Annotated in this window: 17 protein-coding genes and 1 pseudogene; 5 read left to right on the top strand and 13 right to left on the bottom strand. The window is 37.7% G+C overall.

What is annotated here, in order from left to right:
- Positions 1-639 precede the first annotated feature (639 nt).
- The 5 genes from A5849_RS11760 to A5849_RS11740 all read right to left on the bottom strand — a co-directional run bounded on the left by A5849_RS11760 (position 640) and on the right by A5849_RS11740 (position 6,949).
- Entirely contained in the window at positions 640-1,254 is a 615-nt protein-coding gene (locus A5849_RS11760; protein ID WP_002291034.1) for an SIS domain-containing protein, read from the bottom strand.
- Positions 1,255-1,859: 605 nt separating this feature from the next.
- On the bottom strand, positions 1,860-2,237 hold the full coding sequence (locus A5849_RS11755; RefSeq protein ID WP_002291036.1) for a hypothetical protein: 378 nt from the start codon (positions 2,235-2,237) through the stop codon (positions 1,860-1,862).
- A 300-nt stretch (positions 2,238-2,537) separates the two neighbouring features.
- The gene (gene galU, locus A5849_RS11750) at positions 2,538-3,419 is read right to left on the bottom strand and encodes a UTP--glucose-1-phosphate uridylyltransferase GalU (protein WP_002310162.1); all 882 of its coding nucleotides are present in this window, start codon (positions 3,417-3,419) and stop codon (positions 2,538-2,540) included.
- A gap of 42 nt (positions 3,420-3,461) precedes the next feature.
- Positions 3,462-4,481 (bottom strand): NAD(P)H-dependent glycerol-3-phosphate dehydrogenase, encoded by a 1,020-nt coding sequence (locus A5849_RS11745; RefSeq protein ID WP_002291040.1) that lies wholly within the window; start codon positions 4,479-4,481, stop codon positions 3,462-3,464.
- Positions 4,482-5,212: 731 nt separating this feature from the next.
- Positions 5,213-6,949 carry a fibronectin type III domain-containing protein gene (locus tag A5849_RS11740; RefSeq protein ID WP_086310122.1) on the bottom strand — a complete coding sequence of 579 codons (1,737 nt, stop codon included), beginning with the start codon at positions 6,947-6,949 and terminating at the stop codon, positions 5,213-5,215.
- A gap of 206 nt (positions 6,950-7,155) precedes the next feature.
- Between A5849_RS11740 and A5849_RS11735 the strand changes: the two genes are divergently transcribed.
- Entirely contained in the window at positions 7,156-8,040 is an 885-nt protein-coding gene (locus tag A5849_RS11735; RefSeq protein WP_086310121.1) for a helix-turn-helix domain-containing protein, read from the top strand.
- 131 nt (positions 8,041-8,171) lie between these two features.
- Positions 8,172-8,816, top strand: a complete 645-nt coding sequence (locus A5849_RS11730; protein WP_002335193.1) for a lytic polysaccharide monooxygenase — start codon at positions 8,172-8,174, stop codon at positions 8,814-8,816.
- A gap of 63 nt (positions 8,817-8,879) precedes the next feature.
- Here A5849_RS11730 and A5849_RS11725 read toward each other — a convergent pair whose 3' ends face one another.
- The 7 genes and pseudogenes from A5849_RS11725 to A5849_RS11695 form a co-directional block, all read right to left on the bottom strand.
- Positions 8,880-9,884: an SIS domain-containing protein gene (locus A5849_RS11725; RefSeq protein WP_002310158.1), complete on the bottom strand. Its 1,005-nt coding sequence runs from the start codon at positions 9,882-9,884 to the stop codon at positions 8,880-8,882.
- Between the two features lie 12 nt (positions 9,885-9,896).
- Positions 9,897-10,946 carry an SIS domain-containing protein gene (locus A5849_RS11720; RefSeq protein ID WP_002310157.1) on the bottom strand — a complete coding sequence of 350 codons (1,050 nt, stop codon included), beginning with the start codon at positions 10,944-10,946 and terminating at the stop codon, positions 9,897-9,899.
- 16 nt (positions 10,947-10,962) lie between these two features.
- A complete protein-coding gene (locus A5849_RS11715; RefSeq protein WP_002291048.1) occupies positions 10,963-11,784 on the bottom strand; it encodes a PTS system mannose/fructose/sorbose family transporter subunit IID in 822 nt (273 codons plus the stop codon).
- Positions 11,771-12,550 carry a PTS sugar transporter subunit IIC gene (locus A5849_RS11710; RefSeq protein ID WP_002291049.1) on the bottom strand — a complete coding sequence of 260 codons (780 nt, stop codon included), beginning with the start codon at positions 12,548-12,550 and terminating at the stop codon, positions 11,771-11,773. The genes A5849_RS11715 and A5849_RS11710 overlap by 14 nt, the downstream gene beginning before the upstream one ends.
- A 16-nt stretch (positions 12,551-12,566) precedes the next feature.
- Positions 12,567-13,037: a PTS sugar transporter subunit IIB gene (locus A5849_RS11705; protein ID WP_002287114.1), complete on the bottom strand. Its 471-nt coding sequence runs from the start codon at positions 13,035-13,037 to the stop codon at positions 12,567-12,569.
- Positions 13,038-13,048: 11 nt separating this feature from the next.
- On the bottom strand, positions 13,049-13,468 hold the full coding sequence (locus tag A5849_RS11700) for a PTS sugar transporter subunit IIA (protein WP_002291050.1): 420 nt from the start codon (positions 13,466-13,468) through the stop codon (positions 13,049-13,051).
- Positions 13,469-13,548: 80 nt separating this feature from the next.
- Positions 13,549-16,326 (bottom strand): annotated as a pseudogene (locus A5849_RS11695) (sigma 54-interacting transcriptional regulator).
- A 193-nt stretch (positions 16,327-16,519) separates the two neighbouring features.
- On the opposite strand from A5849_RS11695, the gene A5849_RS11690 reads away from it, so the two are divergent.
- Positions 16,520-16,744: a hypothetical protein gene (locus A5849_RS11690; protein WP_002310155.1), complete on the top strand. Its 225-nt coding sequence runs from the start codon at positions 16,520-16,522 to the stop codon at positions 16,742-16,744.
- 249 nt (positions 16,745-16,993) lie between these two features.
- On the opposite strand, the gene A5849_RS11685 is transcribed toward A5849_RS11690, so the two are convergent.
- Positions 16,994-17,548 (bottom strand): hypothetical protein, encoded by a 555-nt coding sequence (locus A5849_RS11685; protein ID WP_086310120.1) that lies wholly within the window; start codon positions 17,546-17,548, stop codon positions 16,994-16,996.
- A gap of 669 nt (positions 17,549-18,217) precedes the next feature.
- Here A5849_RS11685 and A5849_RS11670 point away from each other — a divergent pair.
- Both A5849_RS11670 and A5849_RS11665 read left to right on the top strand, forming a co-directional pair.
- Entirely contained in the window at positions 18,218-19,933 is a 1,716-nt protein-coding gene (locus A5849_RS11670) for an ABC transporter ATP-binding protein (protein WP_002310151.1), read from the top strand.
- 2 nt (positions 19,934-19,935) lie between these two features.
- Entirely contained in the window at positions 19,936-21,699 is a 1,764-nt protein-coding gene (locus A5849_RS11665) for an ABC transporter ATP-binding protein (RefSeq protein ID WP_086310119.1), read from the top strand.
- Positions 21,700-21,711 lie beyond the last annotated feature (12 nt).

Below are 21,711 nucleotides of genomic sequence, written 5' to 3'. Positions count from 1 at the left end.
TCATATGTATGACTATTTTTTTCTTTTTCCATTTATATTAAGTATTTTATTTCTCTGTTTTTCCTTAAAATTCTTTTTTTATTTTTAGATTAGCGGAAATCCCGTCCTGATTTTTTCATTTTATAATCGTGAATAAATTGTATTTCATTGCAAAAAAACAAAAAATAATAATAAATATCCATCTCATATCTTTCATTTTTTGTATATTTTCTTTCTATTAGAAAAAGGAATATTCTTCGACAATTTTGTTATATCAGGTAAACTTCATTGCAATAATGATAACAAATGTACTATAATTACGTTGTAAAGAGTTTTGGGGAAGACTCTTTCATCAACGTGTATTAAGAGACAAGAAAGAATCCATTCGGATTCTTTCTTGCCTCTTTTTCCGCTATTTTTTTATCTATCTAGTATTACATATTTTTGTAGCTCTTTTTTTCTCATTGTGAAACAACTTATAAAAATAACGCACTTTCGAAAAAAAAGGCTGACCTCTGGAGCTAAACAAACTTAAAATAACAAAAAAATAAAAAATGATCATTACTGCTCTTCTTTAAAAATCGTTTTCTTCGTTTCAAACACTCCATATTTACGTGGAACACCATTTTTTTAAAGAAAATTTGGTCATTATGTGGAAAACTATTTTCCTCTTGTTTCCTGAACTAGCTGTTTTGCTGTAAAATACAAAACTTGTTGAAGCAAAAAGATCGTTGCAAGAGAGGCTGTTCCACAGATTGCTGGATCTAAATTCGGCAAAGTCAAGACTGCATCATGCAGATTGGCATGGTTATCCAAAACTAAATCAGCAAATTCAAATAATCTCAAACCACTGCTATGCTGGGACTTGATGCTTCGTGACAAATCAAACCCAGTAACAATGATCAAAGGATGTCCATTTTCTTTGATCCATTGAGCCAACTCAATGATTGCTGGATTTCTTCCTTCATTCGAAAGAAGAAGAAAAATGTCTTCTGGTTTGACAGAAAGCTCATCAATAATCGCTTGTCCTGCCCCTTCTAGCGTTTCATAGACACCTCCGGCTGGGTTCTCAATCAATATACTTGGCACAAGGTCCGGTGTTTGATCCCAAAATTCAAATGCTACACCACTTAGTGTGCGGCTAGCATATATCTGCAATCTGCCGCCTTGATTGATTTGTTTCGCAATCCAAGTTCCTGCTTGAACCATCAACGGCTCTTCTATCCTTAATTTCTCTTCCAATTGGTAATAATAGTCAAAATAACATAAACTCATTTTTCTCTCCCGCCTAGCTATACTTGACATGAATAGAAACAGCTGCCTAATCTAAGGAACTACATAAAAAACAGAAGATAAACAGTAACACATGCGGTCTTTGCTGTTTCAAACGCAAAAAAGGTATTGAACGAATACGCCCAATACCTTGACATAGCAAATAAAACAACGTGCAGACCATAGAAAATCTCTACATAGGGGTAGAATTTTCCCCTTAGATTAGGTACAATAAATAAGGTCGATGCACTGCATTGACTATGGCAAAATGATCGGTCAGGGTGTATGAGTGTGACTGGTCATTCCCTGATTCTTAGCGCCAACTAAGGGTCAGGGAGCCTTTTTTTATTCAGCTGTTTCTATCTGAACTCATTGTAAGTAATCTCTTATTCAAGTGCAAGTACGAAAATACAAAAAAACATTGGTATGATTTTTTTACAAATAAATAACATAAAAAAAGGAATGACTTGTCCCTATGTAGCAAGCATTCCTTTTTGAAAAGATTCTTTTAAATAAGTAAAAAAAGTTTTTTTTCACCAATTAAATAAATCTCTCAACTCAATAATTTATCCATTCTTTTATCTTTTTTTGCGTATACATACTAAATATTACCGTCTTCTTCTCGCTCTTCTGCTTTGTTCTGGAGAATCTGTACTAGAAAAAGTAGCGGCATGTCTACCTTTTTTTCCGATCCGAGACTTTCTTTTCCTATAAGGAATATAAATGATCAGATACAATACAGCAAAAAATAAGGCAAATATGCAAGCTTCCCAACTACCTAACGCCAGTTCAATCATCAAGCTAGCAACTGCAACAGACGCTGCATACCAGATAAAAATCAGGAATCTTTCTTTTTTTCTGACCATTTTGAACATGATAAATAGACTAATGAGCAATAGCGGTAACACAAATACCCAGTTACTTCCTTCCATCAGCCACTTGAGTATATCAAGTAGCGACTGCGCAACAGCGACTAATTTTCCCATAGTGGACACACACCTTTTTTATAATTAAAAAAATTCGCCTTTTTATTCTACTATGAATCTTCTGGATTGGCTTTCATTTCTCTTATGTAATCATTTTCTTTTATGTAACTTAAAAAAAAATTAAACCATTAGCAGAAAATTTCCTAAATATATTCACGAAAGTCTTTTTTTATCTTTCATTTTTCCTCGTCTTCATTCACTTAACGTCAAAAAATAAAAACGACAGTTGCGCAAATGACGCACAAGCTGCCGCTTTAACACCCATTTGATTTTTATTCTCAGCAGGTCACTTATTTCCAGTTAATTTTCTGTTCTTAGCTCTTTGCCCAACTGGATAATATATGCGCTTAACGATGCACCGATTTCCGGATGATGAAGTCCATATTCAATATTTGTCTTCATATATCCTAGCTTATCGCCTACATCATATCTTTTTCCTTTAAATTCTCTCGCATAGACCGCTTCTGTTTGGTTAAGGGTCTGGAGCGCATCCGTTAGTTGTATCTCGTTCCCTGCTCCTGGTTCTTGAGTTGCTAATATCTCAAATATTTTGGGAGTCAGCAGATAACGTCCGATAATGGCTAAATTGCTTGGTGCTTTTCCAAGTTCAGGTTTTTCTACAAAACCATTTACTCTGCAACGTCCCTTTTCGTTATCCGTTTTAGGATCAATAATTCCATATTTAGAGGTTTCATTTTCTGGTACACGCATGACGGCAACAGCAGAAGATTGTGTTTCTTCATAATCCATCATCAATTGTTGAGTCAGTGGGATATCATCTTTCATCAAATCATCCCCGAGCATGACAACAAATGGTTCATTCCCTATGAATGCTTTTGCTTGAAGAACGGCATCCCCCAGTCCTCTTGGATGAGATTGACGGATGAAGTGAAGATTGACATGAGTCGTTTCTTCAACTAAAGCGAGTAGTTCTGTTTTTTCCTTTTCTCGCAAATTGTTTTCCAATTCGATATTTGCATCAAAATGATCTTCGATGGGTCTCTTTTCTTTTCCCGTTACGATCAAGATATCTTCAATTCCCGAATTCAATGCTTCTTCCACAATAAATTGGATCGTTGGCTTATCCACGATTGGAAGCATTTCTTTTGCCATGGCTTTTGTTGCCGGCAAAAAACGTGTTCCTAGCCCAGCGGCAGGAATAACTGCTTTTTTGACCTTCACTTGCTGTTCCTCCTAAACGACGATTACCTGTTAATCATCTATTTAACGAAGAGAAAATTCATTCTCCATTTTTCCGTCACGTAGCATGATTTCTTTTGCGGCTTTTTTAATATCTTCTCCATTATACAAAACATTATAGATGGTTTGAGTAATTGGCATCTCAACACCTAGCTGTTGTGCTAGCTCGACTGCTGCTTTTGTCGTTGCCACACCTTCAACGACCATTCCCATGTTTTCCAAAACTTCTTCCAGTTTATGCCCTTGTCCTAGTAAGTTACCGGCACGCCAATTACGGGAATGAACACTTGTACAAGTAACAATCAAATCCCCAACGCCGCTCAAACCGATAAACGTCAGCGGATTGGCACCCATTGCTACACCAAGACGACTAATTTCTGCTAATCCGCGAGTCATGATTGCCGCTTTTGCATCGTCTCCGAACCCTAGCCCATGGATAGCACCGGCACCAATAGCAATGATATTTTTTAATGCTGCGCCAGTTTCTACACCAATCACATCATTATTTGTATAAATCCTGAAATAATCATTCATGAATAATTCTTGTACATAAGCAGCTGCTTTTTGATCAATACTTGCAGCTGTAATCGTTGTGATATCATGAACTGCTACTTCTTCCGCATGACTAGGGCCAGATAATACGACGATTGCCTGTCGTTTTTCTTCTGGAATTTCTTCAGCCAAAACTTCTGAGATTCGTTTATGCGTATCTTGTTCTAGGCCTTTACTTGCATGGATAATGACGGGCTTAGTATTCATTTTACCAATAAGTTCCTGAGCGACTGAACGGATCGCTTTTGTCGGAACGACAAACAAAATAGCATCTGCGTCATCCACTGCTTCTGCCAATTCTTTATATCCGATAATCGATTCTGGAATCGTCAAATCAGGTAAAAAATGTTGGTTTGTATGATACGTATTGATTTCGTCAATCTGTTCAGGTACATTTCCCCAAATACGGACATCATGCCCGTTTTCTGCCAATGTCTGTGCTAAAGCAGTGCCCCATGATCCAGGACCAAGAACTGCGATTTTTTGTTTCATGGATATTCCTCCAAATAAATAATTGATAATTTCCATTATAGTATACATTTCTTAAAGTTTGGACTAATTTCCATTGTTTTTAAGTGTTTGTTTAATTCTTTTATCGACTTTCACTTAAAATAATCTATTTAATGTTGCAATAGCGTACATTTTAATTTTTTTCTTTTTACACTTGTTATACTTTATTTGTCACTAAGAGAAAGGAGGTTTGACTATGTTTCCATTACCATTACCATTGGGAGGCTGGGAAGTTTCTCCTAACAACCCTTAATTGAAGCTACATACAAGAAGAGGCTGGGACAGAAGCGTTTAACTCTAAGAAATAAGAAGGAATTCACGAAAATTACTTTTCAAATTTTTGTGAATTTCAGCTTATTTCCGAAGGAGTTGCTTCTGCTTCCGCCGGTTATACGTGTTTAGAGCGTGAGACAAAAGTAAAGAACACTTTTGTCTCACGCTCTTTGTTTAAGTCAACACATGGTAGAAATTTTGATAACAGTCGTATCCTCCTTATTCCGAGTAAATGATGTGACATGCAGTTATACATCAGGCTTATCGTTTCTTGATACACAGTGTTCAATCAGCTCACCCTCGATATTAGATTAAAAAACGGCAAAATATGAAAAACTATTTTGCCGTTTTGTTTCTGTAATATTTAGGTCAAAATACTGATTCCACAACCGCTTGATATAAACGGTGTTACAGAAGTAGCCTCTATCACGACCTCATCATCAACTTATTTTTTGCCATAAAGAGAAGGCCGTATCTGGTGCCCAATGTGCGGCTGCAATATGCGCTTGCACGCAACGATATTGAATACCATTATATGTGACTATGTCTCCTACTTGATAAAAAGTACCGACTGTCCAAGAATTTCCTTGGCCGTTCTCGTCTAGGGTTCTTGCCGTGACAGACTGGCTTAGTAAAGAAGCGCCTGTCTGATTGACTGCACGAACTTGATAGCGATACGCAGTAGAAGCTGTCAAATTTTGATCTTCAAATACAGCGGTTTGTGAGGTAGCGATCTTCTTGCCATCTCTGTATATTTCATAATAAAGTACTTCTTCCAATAAGCTGTTTTCTTGCCATACCAAACGAACTGTTGATTGTGTCACATGATTGATGCTCAACCCGTTTGGTATAGAAGGTGCTGGTAAAACTGCTGCTTCTTGAGTGCGAATGTTCAAATCATCAGAACGTGCAGAAATATTTCCTGATGTATCGACAGCTTCAATCGTATAAGAATAAGTCGTTTCTGGTTGTAAACCTGTATGTATATAATTCGTAGTGTTGCTTGTTCCTACTAATCGATTGTTTTCATAAATATTATAATGTGACACACGGACGTTATCTGTTGATTCAGTCCAAGACAATGTGACCGTCGTACTTGTTGCTGTTCCTCGAAGATTGGCCGGTTTAGAAGGTTTCTCTGTATCTGGTTCTTGTTCCTTAAATAGATTTTGATAAGCTTTCGCAAATGATTCATTATAAGAAATACCAGCTGAGTTTACCCCTTCGTCCCAGTTCACGCTCCAAGTCATCAAACCTTTTAAAGGTGTACGTTCTTTTTCCATTTGTTCGAATACTTGATAGACAACGGATGGATCTTGCACATAACCGTTGGCTGCCGCATCGTTATTTGCTGGAATCCCCAAAGCCAGACGATCTGCTGGTATCCGAATGTATCCACTCTCTCCGTTATGCAAGGCTTTTGACATACCATATAAGAAATCATATTTTCGACTGTCATTGTTCTGAGCAATCCATTCGTCGCCCACGCTTAATCCGTCGCCCGCCTGATTATATAGTTGTGGTGCAATAAAATCGTACTCATTTTCTAATGCAGTGATATATGGGACATAGCCTCCCGCTGTTCTCAAATAAGGGAATTCAGGTGCCATAGAAATAATAAAGTGTTTTCCTTGCTTTTTATAATGATCTCGCACGATTTTCAACGCTTCTGGAATCACTTGCTGGTTATCACCTGCCGTAATGGCGCTTTGTTCTAAATCAATGTCTAACCCATCAAATCCATAGGTTTCTACCAATCGAATCACTTCATCTGCAAATGCTTGTTCTTGCCCTCGATACAATTCGATATGGGAATCCGCTCCGCCTAGAGAAATGATAACTGAGCGTCCTTCTTCATTCAGGGCAGCCACTTTGCTTCTGAATTCTTCATCACTCATATTAAATGGCTCAAATGTAGGAATCCCTTCGCCTTTCATAAAAGATACTGCGATGACATTATAAAACGGATTGATCTTTCCTAAGTCTGTCTCTGCTGGTTTCCCACCTCTATATCCCGCACCTTGCTCTGGTACCCAATTATGATAATAACCAACAGCAATTTGCTTTTCTGAGATATCCGGCATCAATGCCGCAGAATCTTGTGCAGCATATATAGTTTGTCCACCTCCAGCGAAACAGCCGATTGCTGCCAATGACAGCCACAAAATTTTTTTCATTCATCATACCTCCTAATATTTGGTAACTATAGTTTATTTTAACAACGACTGTTTTTCATTTTATTTATGTTATTACAACATAAATAAAAATTGCTTTTAAAGAATGAGCACTTTTTATCAAAAATAGTGCATAATTGACATTTTCGTCCTTAGATAACAGCCTTGTGTTATCTTATATTCATAAAAAACGTATGGAGGTAACTTACATGATAAAACATGCTTCTTTAATTCGAAAACTAAGAAAAGAACGTGGACTGACACAAGCTCAATTAACAGAGGGGCTTTCTAAGCGAGGGACATTAGCTGCTTTTGAATCTAGAGGAACAAAAATCAGTTTTGAATTGTTAGTGGATTACCTTGAACGGATGAATGTTACACTTGAAGAATATCAATTTTTGCTGAACAACAATACTCTTACAGGTAAACAAAAACTTTCTAATTACCTGATCACAACAAAATATTTAACAAAAGAGCAAGAGAATGAACTACTAAAAGAATATAAAAAAACTGGGAATATTTATTATCGCCTGCTATATACGCAACGTATACTAATTGATCAATATCTGGGAAACCGAAAACTCACTCGTTCGGAAACTTTGACAGAAGTTTCTATTATCAAAAAGTACTTGGAAGGTATCGATACATGGGGACACTATGAACTTTCTATTTTTTCCAATTGTTTATTTATATTCGATGACGAGTATATTTATCATTCTTTTCAGCGTAGTGTCACAAAAATGAAAGCATACGTCGATACTGCTCATTATTCCGAATTATTATCAAATTTTCTTTTGAACGGGATACATCTATCTTTTCATCGTTCTTCTGTTTTTCTTAGAAAACTATTTTTAGGAGAATGGAAAAAAGTAAGTGACCGTTATAAACATACGTTAGACTTAGCCCGTTACAAAGCATTCACTGCTTTAGCTCTATTAGCAGATGGCAATGAACGAGCACTAGAAGAAATTGACGAAGCAATCCATTTCTTTGAATGGCTAGGACTAGAGGAAGTGAAAGAAGAGATTATTGAATTGAGAGATTCTCTTTTGAAAAAAACTATACATAAAAATGATAAGGCTATTTATCAATAGTCATTCTTCTAGTTTTTTATTTTTGTTGCAATACCATACAAAAAAATAACATTCAGATAATACATTTTATACTATCTTATGAAAAGGAAACCCTTTCTTAAAATATTTTATCTAACTGGAGGAATCATCAAATGAAAAAAAGTACTTTATTGGGATTAGGAATGTTACTTGCTACAACAGGAATCGCCGCTTTGTCTTCTGTAGATGTCTCGGCTCATGGCTATGTTTCACAACCTATCAGCCGTGGCTATCAAGGTGCTCTAGATAGTAGGAATAATTGGCAAAGTGCTTTTGAAAAGTATGGTCGTATCATCAACGAACCCCAATCTTTAGAAGCACCAAAAGGATTCCCTTCGGCTGGACCTGCAAATGGTCGGATTGCTTCTGCTAATGGTGCAGTAGGTGACTTTGTTTTGGATAAACAAACAGCTACGTTATGGACAAAAAACAACTTAACTACTGGAGCAAACCGATTCACTTGGCATTTCACAGCTGACCACGCAACGACGAAATGGCACTATTACATGACTAAAAATGGTTGGAATCCAAATGCCCCATTGAATAGAAATGACCTGGAATTCATTGGTGAAGTAAATAATCGTGGCAATATGTCTAATACTAATCCGACTCATACAATCAATATTCCTAGCAATCGTCTGGGGTATCATGTCATTTTAGCAGTTTGGGATGTAGCTGACACAGATAACGCATTTTATAATGTGATCGATGTCAATGTTCAAAATCGTAATGCATTAACTGACTTGGAAAACAACTAAAAAATAAAGGGAGCAGTTGTCGCTGCTCTCTTTATTTTTTATATTCTTTTCATCCAATCGATCCTAATAATCAAACTGACGATAGTAGCGGCGTATCTCTAATGGATGACAATTCATCTGTTCGACATGTGCATCGATACGCTGTGTCACTGCATGCATCAATAAGAAAGACAACACACGTCCGCGATATTTTTCGCTGATACCTTCTACTGGATAGTCTTTTGTATCTATCAATGTATAATTACTACAAATTTTTGGCAAAAGTTTAGCTACACGTTCAGATAACACTCTCTGTTCATCTTCGCCTAAAAATAAAGTGACAGGGGTCGTTTCTTCAACGATCTCTAACGTCCCGTGAAGAAACTCGGCAGCATGGATAGATTTCGATGGGAGCCAGCTTTGTTCTTCCCAATAACACATGGCATATGAATAAACAGCTCCCCATTGATTCCCTGCTCCGATAAAATAATGCATGCTATCACGTCGATGCTTTTCTGCAAATGATAAGCCAAATGCATCTGCTTTTTTCTCTGCTTCAACTAACCCTGTTGGCAAATAATGTTCGAGCTGTTCATAGTACTCTGAGTAATCTTCGAATTCCCCATGCAAATACATCAATCGATCTGCTACCATAAAAAATTTGATTTGTTCTGTTCCGGGAGCTGGATAAGTAACCACAAAATCGCATAGTTGAGACAACTTACTCTCCGCTTTATCGATAAATCCAATCAGTGTCGCTCCTACTTTCTTGATTTCTTCTACTGCTTTCACTACTTCTTGGGTTGTCCCAGTAACAGAGGACACGACAACGATAGAATCTTTTGTTAATCTTTTGTTCCCAGTAGTGTAATATTCTGCAGCATGCTGTACAAAGACAGGCAAGTTGCTTTTCCCATTCATATAAGTGACAGCTTGCATCGAAGAAGCATACGTTCCACCGATTCCTAAATAATAGACAGCATCGAATTTTTTCGTATAAAGTTTATCGATGATTTTTTCTACTTGCGGACGTAAAGCTAGTGCCCCTTTTATTGCTTTGATTTGTTCTTCTTCATTGAATTTCAACATGATTTCCACCTCTTATAATTTACTTTTCAAGACTGTATCAAAGTCTTCAAAGATTTTTTTGTTCAAGTCGATTCCTTTAGCTGCTGCGATTTTATAAGCGAATAGTTGAAATGGAACGACAAGTGCTAATATAGACAGATATTCATTACATTCTATTGCTAATCCAAGTGTTTTTTCGTCTCTTGCTTTTTTTGTGGTAATTGTGAGAGTCTCTCCAACATACTGACTCATATATCTCCGCAACTTTTGTGAACGTTCCTTATTTTCATTGTCACCTTCAATAAAGAACAACAAATGGGAAGCATCAGCCTCTAGATATGGGCCATGCATGTAAGCTTCTAACTCAAATCCTTGTGACGGGACACGGATTGTTTCCGTCAATTTCGTTTCTGCTTCTTTCGCTGTTCCCCAGTTTGGACCATAACCAATAGTGATGAAGCGTTGTGTTAAACGAAACAAACTTTGATGTTCATCAAAAAATTCTTCCGTTTTTTGAATAATCACTGGTAAATGATTGATTATTTTGTGTAACTGTTGCATGTAGTTTTGTTCTATTTCTTTGCTGATATTATTTTTACTTATCCCAATTCCTAGCCCTAAGAGTAGTAACTGTAAGACAGTAGCAGAATAGCCTTTTGTAACGAAGCCAACTGTTTCTATCCCAGCACCTAAATCAATAATCTGTGTAGCTTCTAAAGCAAGTGGACTTTGTACGTCATTTGTGACAGCAATAATCGGTATTTCTTGTTTTTGGATCATTTTTACTGCTTCAACAGTAGAAGCACTTTTCCCACTTTGTGACACAGCAATCACAGTATCGATTGATGGAGAAAGTTTTCCATAATGAGCAAAATGAAAAGGTTCTTGAATATCGACAGTTAGCTCGCCATAAGATTCCAATGCCGGCTTCGCTGCTAAACAAGCGTTGTAAGAAGAACCCGTTGCTAGCATCAGCAGATTCGTTGTTTTTTTCATTTGTTTTCTTGTCGAAAAATCATTCTTTTTCAAGATCGTACTTAGTACTTCCTTTTCTTCATAAATATAATCTTGCATCGTAACCATTTTCTCTGCTCCTTTTCTAAAAAATCCCTATCCACGAACCAAAAATCCCAAAGAAAGCTAGTCCGATCAAAATCGTTAATGGTTTTACTTCTTTTTTCAATAGATAAAACACTACACCAAATGCACCCAGACATAAGATATTTGGGACAATATCATCAAAAATACTTTGAACAGTCACAGCATTTTCTCCTGAACCGATTTTTAAAGGAATATTGATGGTAATCATCGTGGCAGTCATTGCTCCGACGACCATCAACCCAATGATAGACGCGCCTAATGTCAAACTTTCCATCATCCCGTTTGCCTGAATCTTTTTCAAAAAACCCGTTCCTAAGCGATAACCCCAACCTGTTGCTAGATAGCGGAACAGAATGTGCGGAATATTGAAAATCAAAATGAACAAGATAGGTCCTAAAATATTTCCTTGCATGGCTAAAGAGGTGCCCACACCTGTGGCAATCAATCGCAAAGTTCCCCAAAAGAAAGAATCCCCTAACCCTGCAAGGGGTCCCATCAAAGATGTTTTGATACTGTCGATCGCGGTCACATCAAATTCAGGATCATCCTTATTTTCTTCCTCCATTGCAGCCGTGATCCCTAAAATCAATGTAACGATATGTGGGGTCGTGTTGAAAAACTCTAGATGCCGTTTCAAAGCTGCTGCCATTTCTTCTTTCGACTGATATAACTTTTTCAAAATCGGAATCATTGCGTAAACATAAGCCATATTCATCTGTCGTTCATAGTTCCAAGAAAACTCCATTTGAAAAGAACGCCAGAATACATGATTCAGTTCTTTTTTCGTTATTTTGCTATTTTTACTCTCAGAATTCTTCATCTTCTTCGACCTCCCCTACAGTGGTTTGAAGTGGCAGTTGACGGACATTCATGATATTGACTACCACAACGGCTAAAATTGCACCAAAAATAGCTACTCCGGTCACAGGAATCTTTAAGTAAGAAGCTATAGCGAAACCTAAGAAAAAGTATGGTGCAACTTGTTTGTTAATCAGCAAGCGAGCGAGCATCGCGAAACCAAGAGCTGGAATCAACCCTGTAGCTACTGACAAGCCATTCTGAACGAAGTCAGGAATCTTATTGAGTAGATTCCCGATCGTATTGCTTCCCACCATATACGAAACCATTACTACAACACCAAGCATCAAGGAAAGACCGAACCCGGCAAGCAAGTGCATATGCTCGACTCCTTTATAGTTTCCTTCTTCTGCATAACTGTCCGCTTTATGGTTCATAATTGGAATCAAAAGACCTAAGTAAATATTTTTCAATATCAATGTCAACGTAGCAATTGGTAAACCTAGTAAAAGTGCCGTTTCCGTACCAGCTCCAGCTGTGATAGCAAAAGCCGTGCCTAAAATTCCTCCGGTCACCACATCAGGGGGGATCGAAGCACCTACTGAGAATGATCCGATAAATGCTAACTCCAAAGTGGCGCCCATGATGATCCCAGTTTTTACATCACCCAACACGATTCCTGTAAACAGTCCCGTCACAATTGGACGAGAAAGCAGTGATGTCCCTAATGCATATTCTGATTGTGCGATAAATGCAACGATTCCTAATAAGACTGCTTGTACAATCATTGAGTTTCTTCCTTTCTTACAAAACTTCCCTTACGTCCACTTTTTTATCTGCCGGTACTTGACGGATCTCCACTTCTATTTGTTTGTCAATCAATCTTTTCAATCGTTCCTCCTCTTCTGGTAAAATATTCACCGCTTTTCCAATACTGCGAGTACCAGGTTTCGCCTTGATTCCTCCTAAGTTGATGGTTTTGATTTCTGGATACGCTTCTGCCAGCTTATATGCGTCCTCGATTGATTCCACTACGATGAATAGCTTATATTTATCTGTCACCCCGCTTTTCAATGCGGCAATCGAGTCATCAATGGATTTGATTACTAGTTTGACTCCTTGCGGCTTGGCTAATTTGATCGTTGTCTTTCGTATCTCATTAGTAGGCACATCATCATTCGCAATCAAAATACAATCTGCACCTATTGTTTGTGTCCAAGAAAAAGCTACTTGTCCGTGTAATAACCGATGGTCAACTCTTGTCAATACAATCATTCTTCTTCCTCCTAAAATTCATCTTCTTCTATTTCCTGATTGATCCGTTCGTTACAAAACTGGATCATTTTTTTTGAATCAGTTAGCACCTGCTGGATCAAAACAGTTGTCTGTACTTCAGCGTCCAACCGAGATACTAGCTCAATCAAGAGTGGCAAATTCAATCCGGCAACAAGATAGACATGATCCTGATTGATATATTGTAAGAATTCATTGTTGACACTTCCGCCAAAAAGATCCGTCAGAACAATGATTTCTTTATCTTTGTACCTCATAAACAGCTGACTTACTGATTCCGTTAAATCAAAATTCTCATCAGTATAGCAGTCCAATGCAGTAATAGAATGATTTTTCCCATAGATTAGCTCTAATGAATCTAGTATCCCTGAAGCAAATTTACCATGGGAAGCTAAGATAATTTCTCTGTCCACTTTTTCATCTCCTCTTTTTACTTACACATACTAAAAAAGCAAGTTGTGTGCCAAAGTTAGTGGCCACAACTTGCTTATGTTCAAAATTCTTCTTCTATCGAGAGTAACTCTGTACTTTCACTCAAAATATCACAGATATAGGCAATCTCAGAACGAGGGATCATGACACTATAATGCTCTTCAATGACACTAAATGCAGATTTAATGGCAAATATCTCTTCTTTTTGACACTGTTCCCATTTCTCTAATCCTTGATAGGTTTCAATTGGCATTTGTCGAATCAAACGTTCGATTAGACAACTCACATGGACATATAACGCTAGTTTTTTGGGATTACTGATTCTTCGATTCAACTGCACCTCTAATTCTCGCATAAAATGATCGATTTCCTCCATCACCTTTTCTGTATCTAGAATAGTCACAGAGTCCAGTACTTTCTCCAATGAAAAATTGCGAATGATGTTCTGGTTGAATGTTTCCTTATCTGAAACATTCATAGCAGAATCCAACCATTCTGCCAGTACAGACATCTTCTCTCCTGAGATGAGGTCTTCTAATGAAAGATAGTCGATATCGGTGATAGCAGGATCTGCGGTACCTATGATCCCTACGATTTCGTATATGGAAAACAGTGGGTCCCTGTTTTTCTTATCTTTTAATCGCTGATATTCATATGGGATGATTTTCAACTGACAAGTCGTAGGCAAGCTTTTCTCTAGCAGTGCACTTAGGTGAGCCGCCGTGCCGATTCCAGTGAAGCAGGTAGTAATGAGTGCTTTGGGTTTATTTTCTTGTGGATAGAGGAGCCGCCATTCTGGTTTGGTTTGACGAACAGCCTCTTCTGCTATTTCTTCTAATGCTGCATTTTTTTGCAAGCATTCCCCTACTGTGATGGCTAAAGGTGTCGTCACATTATTTAAAATCAAAAGTGGTACAGATAGTTGTTTTTTAAAAAACTGATGGATTTCTTTCAGAGATCCCATATCTACTAATATGATCAATCCATTTGAAACATCGCTGTTTTCGCAATAATCCACAATTTCTGAAGCAATCTGCTGTGGAGTGACATCTAGCGGCATATCAAATGATTCAAATAGATCTTCTTGTAATAAACGATTGACCACATTTGCCATACTGCTAGCAGTTGCATAACCGTGCGCAGCAATCATTGCTTTTGGCAGTCGTTTTTCTTTTGACCATTTTGCTTTTTTTAGATAGATCGTCAGTAAAATCCGATCCATACTAGTGACTTCAATATCTAATTTAATCTTACTCAGTTCCAAGATTCGCTGGACATAATGATAGCTAGATGGATAAGATTGAGAAACCTGTTTTTCTAATTCTTTGATTAGTTGGATAATCGCATGTTCTTCCGGTAACCATTTGACAGTGCTTCGCTGATAAAGATAGTAACTCAAGGCATAGACACTGTTTCCATCGAACTTGATTTGATAGGCAGACTCCATTTGTCGAAAGGTCTCACGGATAGATTGAGTCTAATAAACCAACAGCTCGTGTTTTTCTTGTCTACTGGTCTCAAACAGCAAAAAATCAAATAATTGGATCACTTCTTGTTTTAGTTTTCCTTCGCAAGAATATAGAAGACACTCATTTTTTTTGAAATCAAGCAGGATCTGCTCAAAACTTTTAACGATTCGTTGCTGTTCTGGTTGTTGCTTTTCCATCAATTGTTCTAAGGTCTGGTCTTGCGTGATATAGATTCCTTGCTGTGCTGTATTTTTGGTAATGGGCTCAGCGAGTAGTTCTTTTTGCAAATGATGGATGGTGACATGGATCTCCGACTGTTCACGTTGTTCAGCATACGCTTTTGCCGCTGAAACTTTGACAATATTTTTCAGCTCTCCTATGTTTCCAGATAAGTTTTGACCTGCTAGAAGTGACAAAACTGGGCCACTGACTGACAAAGGGCTCCCCATTTTTCTTTGTTCCTCGATAAAAAAAGAGTAAACCAGTTCTAGCCGTTCATTTCGACTACGCTGATTGAGTGCAGGTAGTTCGATTCGGATAGGTATTCTTCGAATGAAAGTGGTTAAGAAATGACTAGTGGTCTCCTCTGTTGTGGCAAAAAAAAGACGTGTTTTGATCCGCCGTGACACATTAGGTTCTCCCATACGATAAATCACACCTTGATCAAGATAGGTGAATAGTTTTTCCTGCCCTTCTGGTGTTAAGCGATGTACCTCGTCTAAAAACAAGATTCGACCATCTGCTGCTTCGAAAGCCCCTTTTTTATTTTCTTCTGCTCCAGTGTAAGCTCCTTTGACATGTCCAAACAAATTGCTAGTCAACAGTTCAGGATTATCTGCATATTGTGCACAATTGAAAGTGATGAATGGTGCAGAGTCCTCTAGTAAATCATGAAGTAGACAATACTGATAGACTAAATGGACTAAATAACTTTTACCTGTGCCGCTTTCGCCTGTGATCAAAAGTGGCAGTCCGCCATCTGGATAGTAAAGAGCTGTTTTGATTTGTTCGATACTTTCTTTCAAACTGGCGTCGTGTCCGATCATAAAAGAGAATAAATCTTTTGGTTGTGCGAAAAAAGGCTGTTCTTCTTTAAGATCATTGATAGAAAAATAAAAATTCGTACGTAACTGAAAAAATTGTTTTTCAAAAGCTTCTTTGTGGAAATAAACCACTGGACGAGAATTGATTTTGACTAGTAGTTTCTCCTCGTTCAACTGGTTCAAATAATGACTGACTGTGTTTCTTTTTACCCCAAAATGTTCAGCCAATCTTTGTGCTGTAAAGACCTCGTTCATATGGTTGAGATCGAAAAAGGCTGTCTGGTTCTCTAAGTAGCATAAAATTTCGTTTTTTAACAACTTATTCACCCCTACTCCATCATAGAAAACGGATTCATTTTGTCAATAAAATCTTTAATAAAGAGTTGAAAAATATGTCTTGTTATAGACAGCAGCTTACTTATCCCTTATAATTTTTATTCTAAAAACGAACAGTTCCTTCCGGTTTTTATACTGGAATTTCCAAACAATAAAGAAAGAACAAGGAGGCTATGACTATTCAATGAAATCGGATAAATCTAAAAAGAGGAAGTATACTTCTTGGAAAACTTTTCGCGAAATCATCGGATCTTATCTCGCTGTGGTTGTGTTTTTACCTTTGCTTTATATGGCTATGACAGAACAAACCCGTTTTATCGATGTAGATACGCAATATATAGCCGAAACAGGATTTTTATTTATCTTTATCTTGATTTTTGCGCTCTATAAATCCTTCCACACAAAATAGGAGGCACAGCTCTCAATTTTTCTGTCTGCTTTTTGTTATTACAAATCCTTATATATGGTATAACAACAATTTATTGGCGTAACGAGGAAAAACGAGTTATGATGCTTTCAGAGAGTAAAGAGGTACTGTTGTCACCATCCTTTTTATTGATTACGTACACCACTCTTAGTTTTTTCCCATTGATTAAGAAAACAAGGTAGAAACATCACTGTTCCTGCCTTGTTTTCTTTTTCGTGTGCTGTTTTGATATCAAAATCGCAAACGGCTTTCTACATAGCGATATTGATAATGAGAGGTTGTATTCGTTACACCAAACTTAATAGAAGCGTTTCTTCCTACTCCGATGTTCACCCCTGCATTCCAAGTTGTTGAACCATTATTGAAGAAGTCGCCATTTACAATGTAAAAAATACGGTTAGCATCTTCTAAATGAACATAAACAGTTCCACCAAATTGTTTCGACAAACCATTATATCCGCGGATCATTTCAACTCGTAGGATTCTTTTGATAGCCCTAAAATTTCCACTTTCACTGGTCTCGCAATAAAAGCGCATCGTGGGTCTATAACTAGCATTGACTGTGAAAGATTGCGATAATGTTCTGTATGTTGCTCTTGCTGTACGTACTTGTCTTGCACTTTCATCTGTGAATCCAAGCTCTTGTTGTGCTTGGATAATAGGGATGCCGTTTTCTTTTGCTACTTCTCGCACCATTTCATCAAAAGTGAGTACGGGACTTATGTTTATCTCTTTCTTTTCATTTGATATGTCGATCACTGATGCATCCACTTCTACAGCAAACACAGGCTGTCCGATATTACTTACCCCCCCCTAAAGTTGCCACACATAATAAACCAATCAACGATTTTTTCATTCTCATATCCCTTCTTTCAACATTAATTAGCTTTCCCACAAACAATTTGTTACAATAACTTTATAGCACAAAAAGAAAACGATTTCAACAACTTTTAAAAAAGGAGAATAAACTATGAAAACAAAGCTTTTATTAGATTTAATAACATCGTTACTTTTAATTTTTTCGCCAAAAATAACGATGGTTTTTATGGAAAATGAAGCTTCGCCCTCCCCATTTTATGAGATTTTATTCATTACTAAGATCATTTGCTTTATACTCGCTGTTTTTTACTTAAATCATGGAATCACTACTTTTTTATTTTCAAAAAATAAATAGCGCTCCATTGATGATTCTGTACCTGATCCACCTTTTGCACACGATTCATTTATAAAAAAATCGGACAAAATAGACGTTTGGAGGAATGAAGAGACCGGGATGAATTTCCCGTTCTCTTTCTTTTTTTCTAAAAAATACTCTATTCAATCTCTAAAATCTCTTCATAATAAAACTTTCATTTATGAAAAGGCTTGTTCTCTTTTCATTCTAAATTTCCTAAGCTACAATGTGGTAGTACTTGTTTTTTCAACTGTAGACAAATAAATAATAGGAGGAATCATATGATTCAGTTATTACGTTATGCAAAAGATTATCGTAAGCAAATCATTTTGGGTCCGTTCTTCAAGTTTCTTGAGGCTGTCTTCGAACTTGTCCTACCTTTAATGATGGCTTCCTTGATCGATAATGGACTAAAAATGAATGACCGAGGAAAAATCATTGAAATGGGCTTATGGATGGTCGCTATGTCTGTGATTGGTCTGATTTGTGCTATCATTTGCCAATATTACGCTTCAGTAGCTTCACAAGGATTTGGTACAGAGTTGCGAAATCAGCTGATCAAAAAAATCAATACTTTCTCTCACAACGAGTTGAATCATTTTGGAACAGATACCTTGATCACTCGAATGACAAACGACATCAATCAGCTTCAACTAGCTTTAGCAATGGTCATTCGTTTATTGATTAGAGCACCATTTTTAAGCATCGGTTCAGTAGTCATGGCTTTTGTGATCGACTGGGAAGTAGGTCTGTTTTTCTTAGCATTATTGCCTATTTTCTCCATCATTTTATTTTTTATCATCAGAAAAACTGTTCCTCTCTATCAAAAAGTGCAAGAAAAACTAGACCAGCTCAATGAACACGTCAGCCAGAATCTTAGCGGCGTTCGTGTCATACGTGCATTTGCACAGACAAAAAAAGAAACAGAAAAGTTTGATAAAAGCACAAATGATCTAGCGAACAATTATTTACGTGTTTCCAATATCTCTGCCCTTTTATCACCTGCTACGACCTTGATCATGAATGTCGGAATCATTTGTTTGCTAACAGTTGGCGGGATCAAAGTAAACATTGGTAGTTTGCAACAAGGACAAGTTCTTGCTTTGATCAATTATATGAATCAAATGCTTTTGGCACTGATCGTTGTTTCAAACCTCGTCGTGATCTTCACACGTGCCGAAGCTTCAGGTAATCGAGTAAAAGAGGTTCTAGACACAGAGAATTCGATTCTTGAAGCCGAGATCAGTACTACTCCCGATTTTTCTTCTGAATCGATTCTCGCTTTTGATCACGTTGACTTCCGTTATACTCCTGATTCTGGGCTTTCTCTTCAAGGGATTACATTTCAGCTGAAGCGAAATACGGTCCTTGGAATCATTGGTCCAACGGGAAGCGGGAAAACGACTTTGACTCAATTGATTCCGCGCTTCTATGATGTCAGTTCCGGTACAGTCATAATGGATGGAATGGACGTTCGATCTTGGCAGCTGGATCATCTTCGTCAGCAAATCGCCCTTGTTCCCCAAACTTCCGTGTTATTTACTGGGACTATTCGTGAAAACCTTCAATGGGGTAAGCAAGATGCCACAGAAGATGAGTGTTGGGAAGCCCTGAAAATCGCTCAGGCAGAAGAATTTGTACGTCAGCTTCCAAATGGTTTAGATACAAAAGTCATGGAAAACGGAAAAAATTTCTCCGGCGGTCAAAAACAGCGACTAACGATTGCAAGAGCTTTGATTGCCAAGCCAGAATTACTGATTTTAGATGACTCTTTGAGTGCGTTGGATTATCAGACTGACTTGGATTTGCGTAAGGCGCTGCAGACTTATCTTGGCAGTACAGTGATCATTATCTCCCAACGTGTCCGCTCCATTCAAGAAGCACACCATATCTTAGTGATGGATCAAGGAAAGATCGCTGCTCAAGGTACGCATGAAGAATTACTTGCTCAATCAGCGGAATATCAGGAAATCGTCGCATCACAGGAGGAAGAATAGTTATGAAAGTAAAAAAATTATCCTTGCAGACACTCCGTCGCTTCATCCCTTATCTTACTGCTTATGCGAAAGACATTTGGCTAGCTGTATTACTAGGGATTATCAACGGGATCGCAACAGTTGTGATGACGTTACAAATTGGCCAAAGTATCGATCAAATGATCGGAGAAGGACAAGTTCGCTTCAATCGACTATTCCATTTACTGATTCTGTTCGGTGGAATCGTTTTAATCAATGTAGTCAGTCAATGGCTCATCCAAGTATTAAGCAATCGGTTAGCTTCCTTGTCCGTTGCAACATTAAGAAAAGATGCTTTTGCCCATTTAAATCGATTGCCACTTCGTTATTATGATCAAAATTCTCATGGAAATATCGTCAGTCGATTTACAAATGATATGGACAACATTTCTATTGCGATTTCTGCCGCCTTCAATCAATTGTTTTCCGGAGTTGCGATCATCCTTCTTTCGTTTATTTTTATGATGCGTCTAAGTCCACTTCTGACATTGGTCGTTCTTTGTTCCACACCGATTATTTTCCTTGTGAGTTGGATCGTTGCTCGTGCTTCGCAAACAAATTTCGATAGACAGCAAAGAATCATTGGGGAGATTTCGGGCTTTGTGACCGAACGAATCGGTAATCAGAAAATCGTGAAAGCTTTTCAGCAAGAAGAAGCTAGTCAACAGCAATTTGAACTGTTAAATGCTGATCTATATCAAAAAGGACAACGGGCACAATTTTCTTCTTCCTTGACAAACCCGTCTTCTCGTTTTGTAGATCACCTTGCTTATTTATCGATTGGTTTGGTTGGCGGCCTATTGGCATTGAAGAGTGGTTCGTCAATCACTGTTGGTGTGATTTCCAGCTTTACGATCTACTCAAGTCAGTTTTCTAAACCATTTATCGAACTTTCTGGAATCACGACACAACTGCAAACCGCTTTTTCTGGTCTAGAACGAGCATTTGATTTGATCGATCAACCAGAAGAAACGCCTGATTTGCCAGATGCCTATGCCTTGGAACCCAAAAATATCAAAGGAAAAGTCTCTTTTGATCATGTTTCTTTTTCTTATGACCCCAAACAGCGTTTGATCGAAGATTTCAATTTTACTGCTTATCCAGGTCAAACCATTGCTATAGTAGGAAAAACAGGAGCCGGAAAATCCACACTTGTTAATTTGCTGATGCGTTTTTATGACACAACAAAAGGAACGATTACAATCGATGACCATGACATCCGCTCTATCCAACGTGATACATTACGTAAAAGTTTTGGAATGGTGTTACAAGATACTTGGCTATTTGACAGTACATTGCGAGAAAATCTTCGTTTTGGGAATCCGGAAGCAAGTGACGCAGAAATCAATGATGCCCTAAAAGCTTCTTATATGTATGAATTTGTTGAACGTTTGCCGGAAAAATTAGATACTAAGATTGGCGGTCAAGGGTTAAAGATATCAGATGGACAACGCCAACTGTTGACGATTGCTCGAACGATGATCAGTAATCCGCCTATGCTGATCTTAGATGAGGCTACTAGCTCAGTCGATACATTGACAGAGAAAAAAATCCAACAAGCCTTCTTAGCAATGATGGAAGGTAAAACCAGTTTTGTTATTGCCCATCGCCTGTCCACAATCAAAAATGCGGACCAGATATTAGTGATGGATCAGGGAGCCATTGTCGAAATGGGCACCCATGATGAGTTGCTTCAAAAAGATGGTTATTACCGACGGCTCTATCAAGCACAATTCACAGCACAATAAAAACAAGCAGTC

It is taken from the genome of Enterococcus sp. 10F3_DIV0382, from assembly GCF_002140245.1.
Lineage (GTDB): Bacteria > Bacillota > Bacilli > Lactobacillales > Enterococcaceae > Enterococcus_B > Enterococcus_B lactis.
The sequence above is the reverse complement of the archived record's forward strand: the minus strand, read 5'-3'. Positions and strand labels throughout refer to the sequence as shown.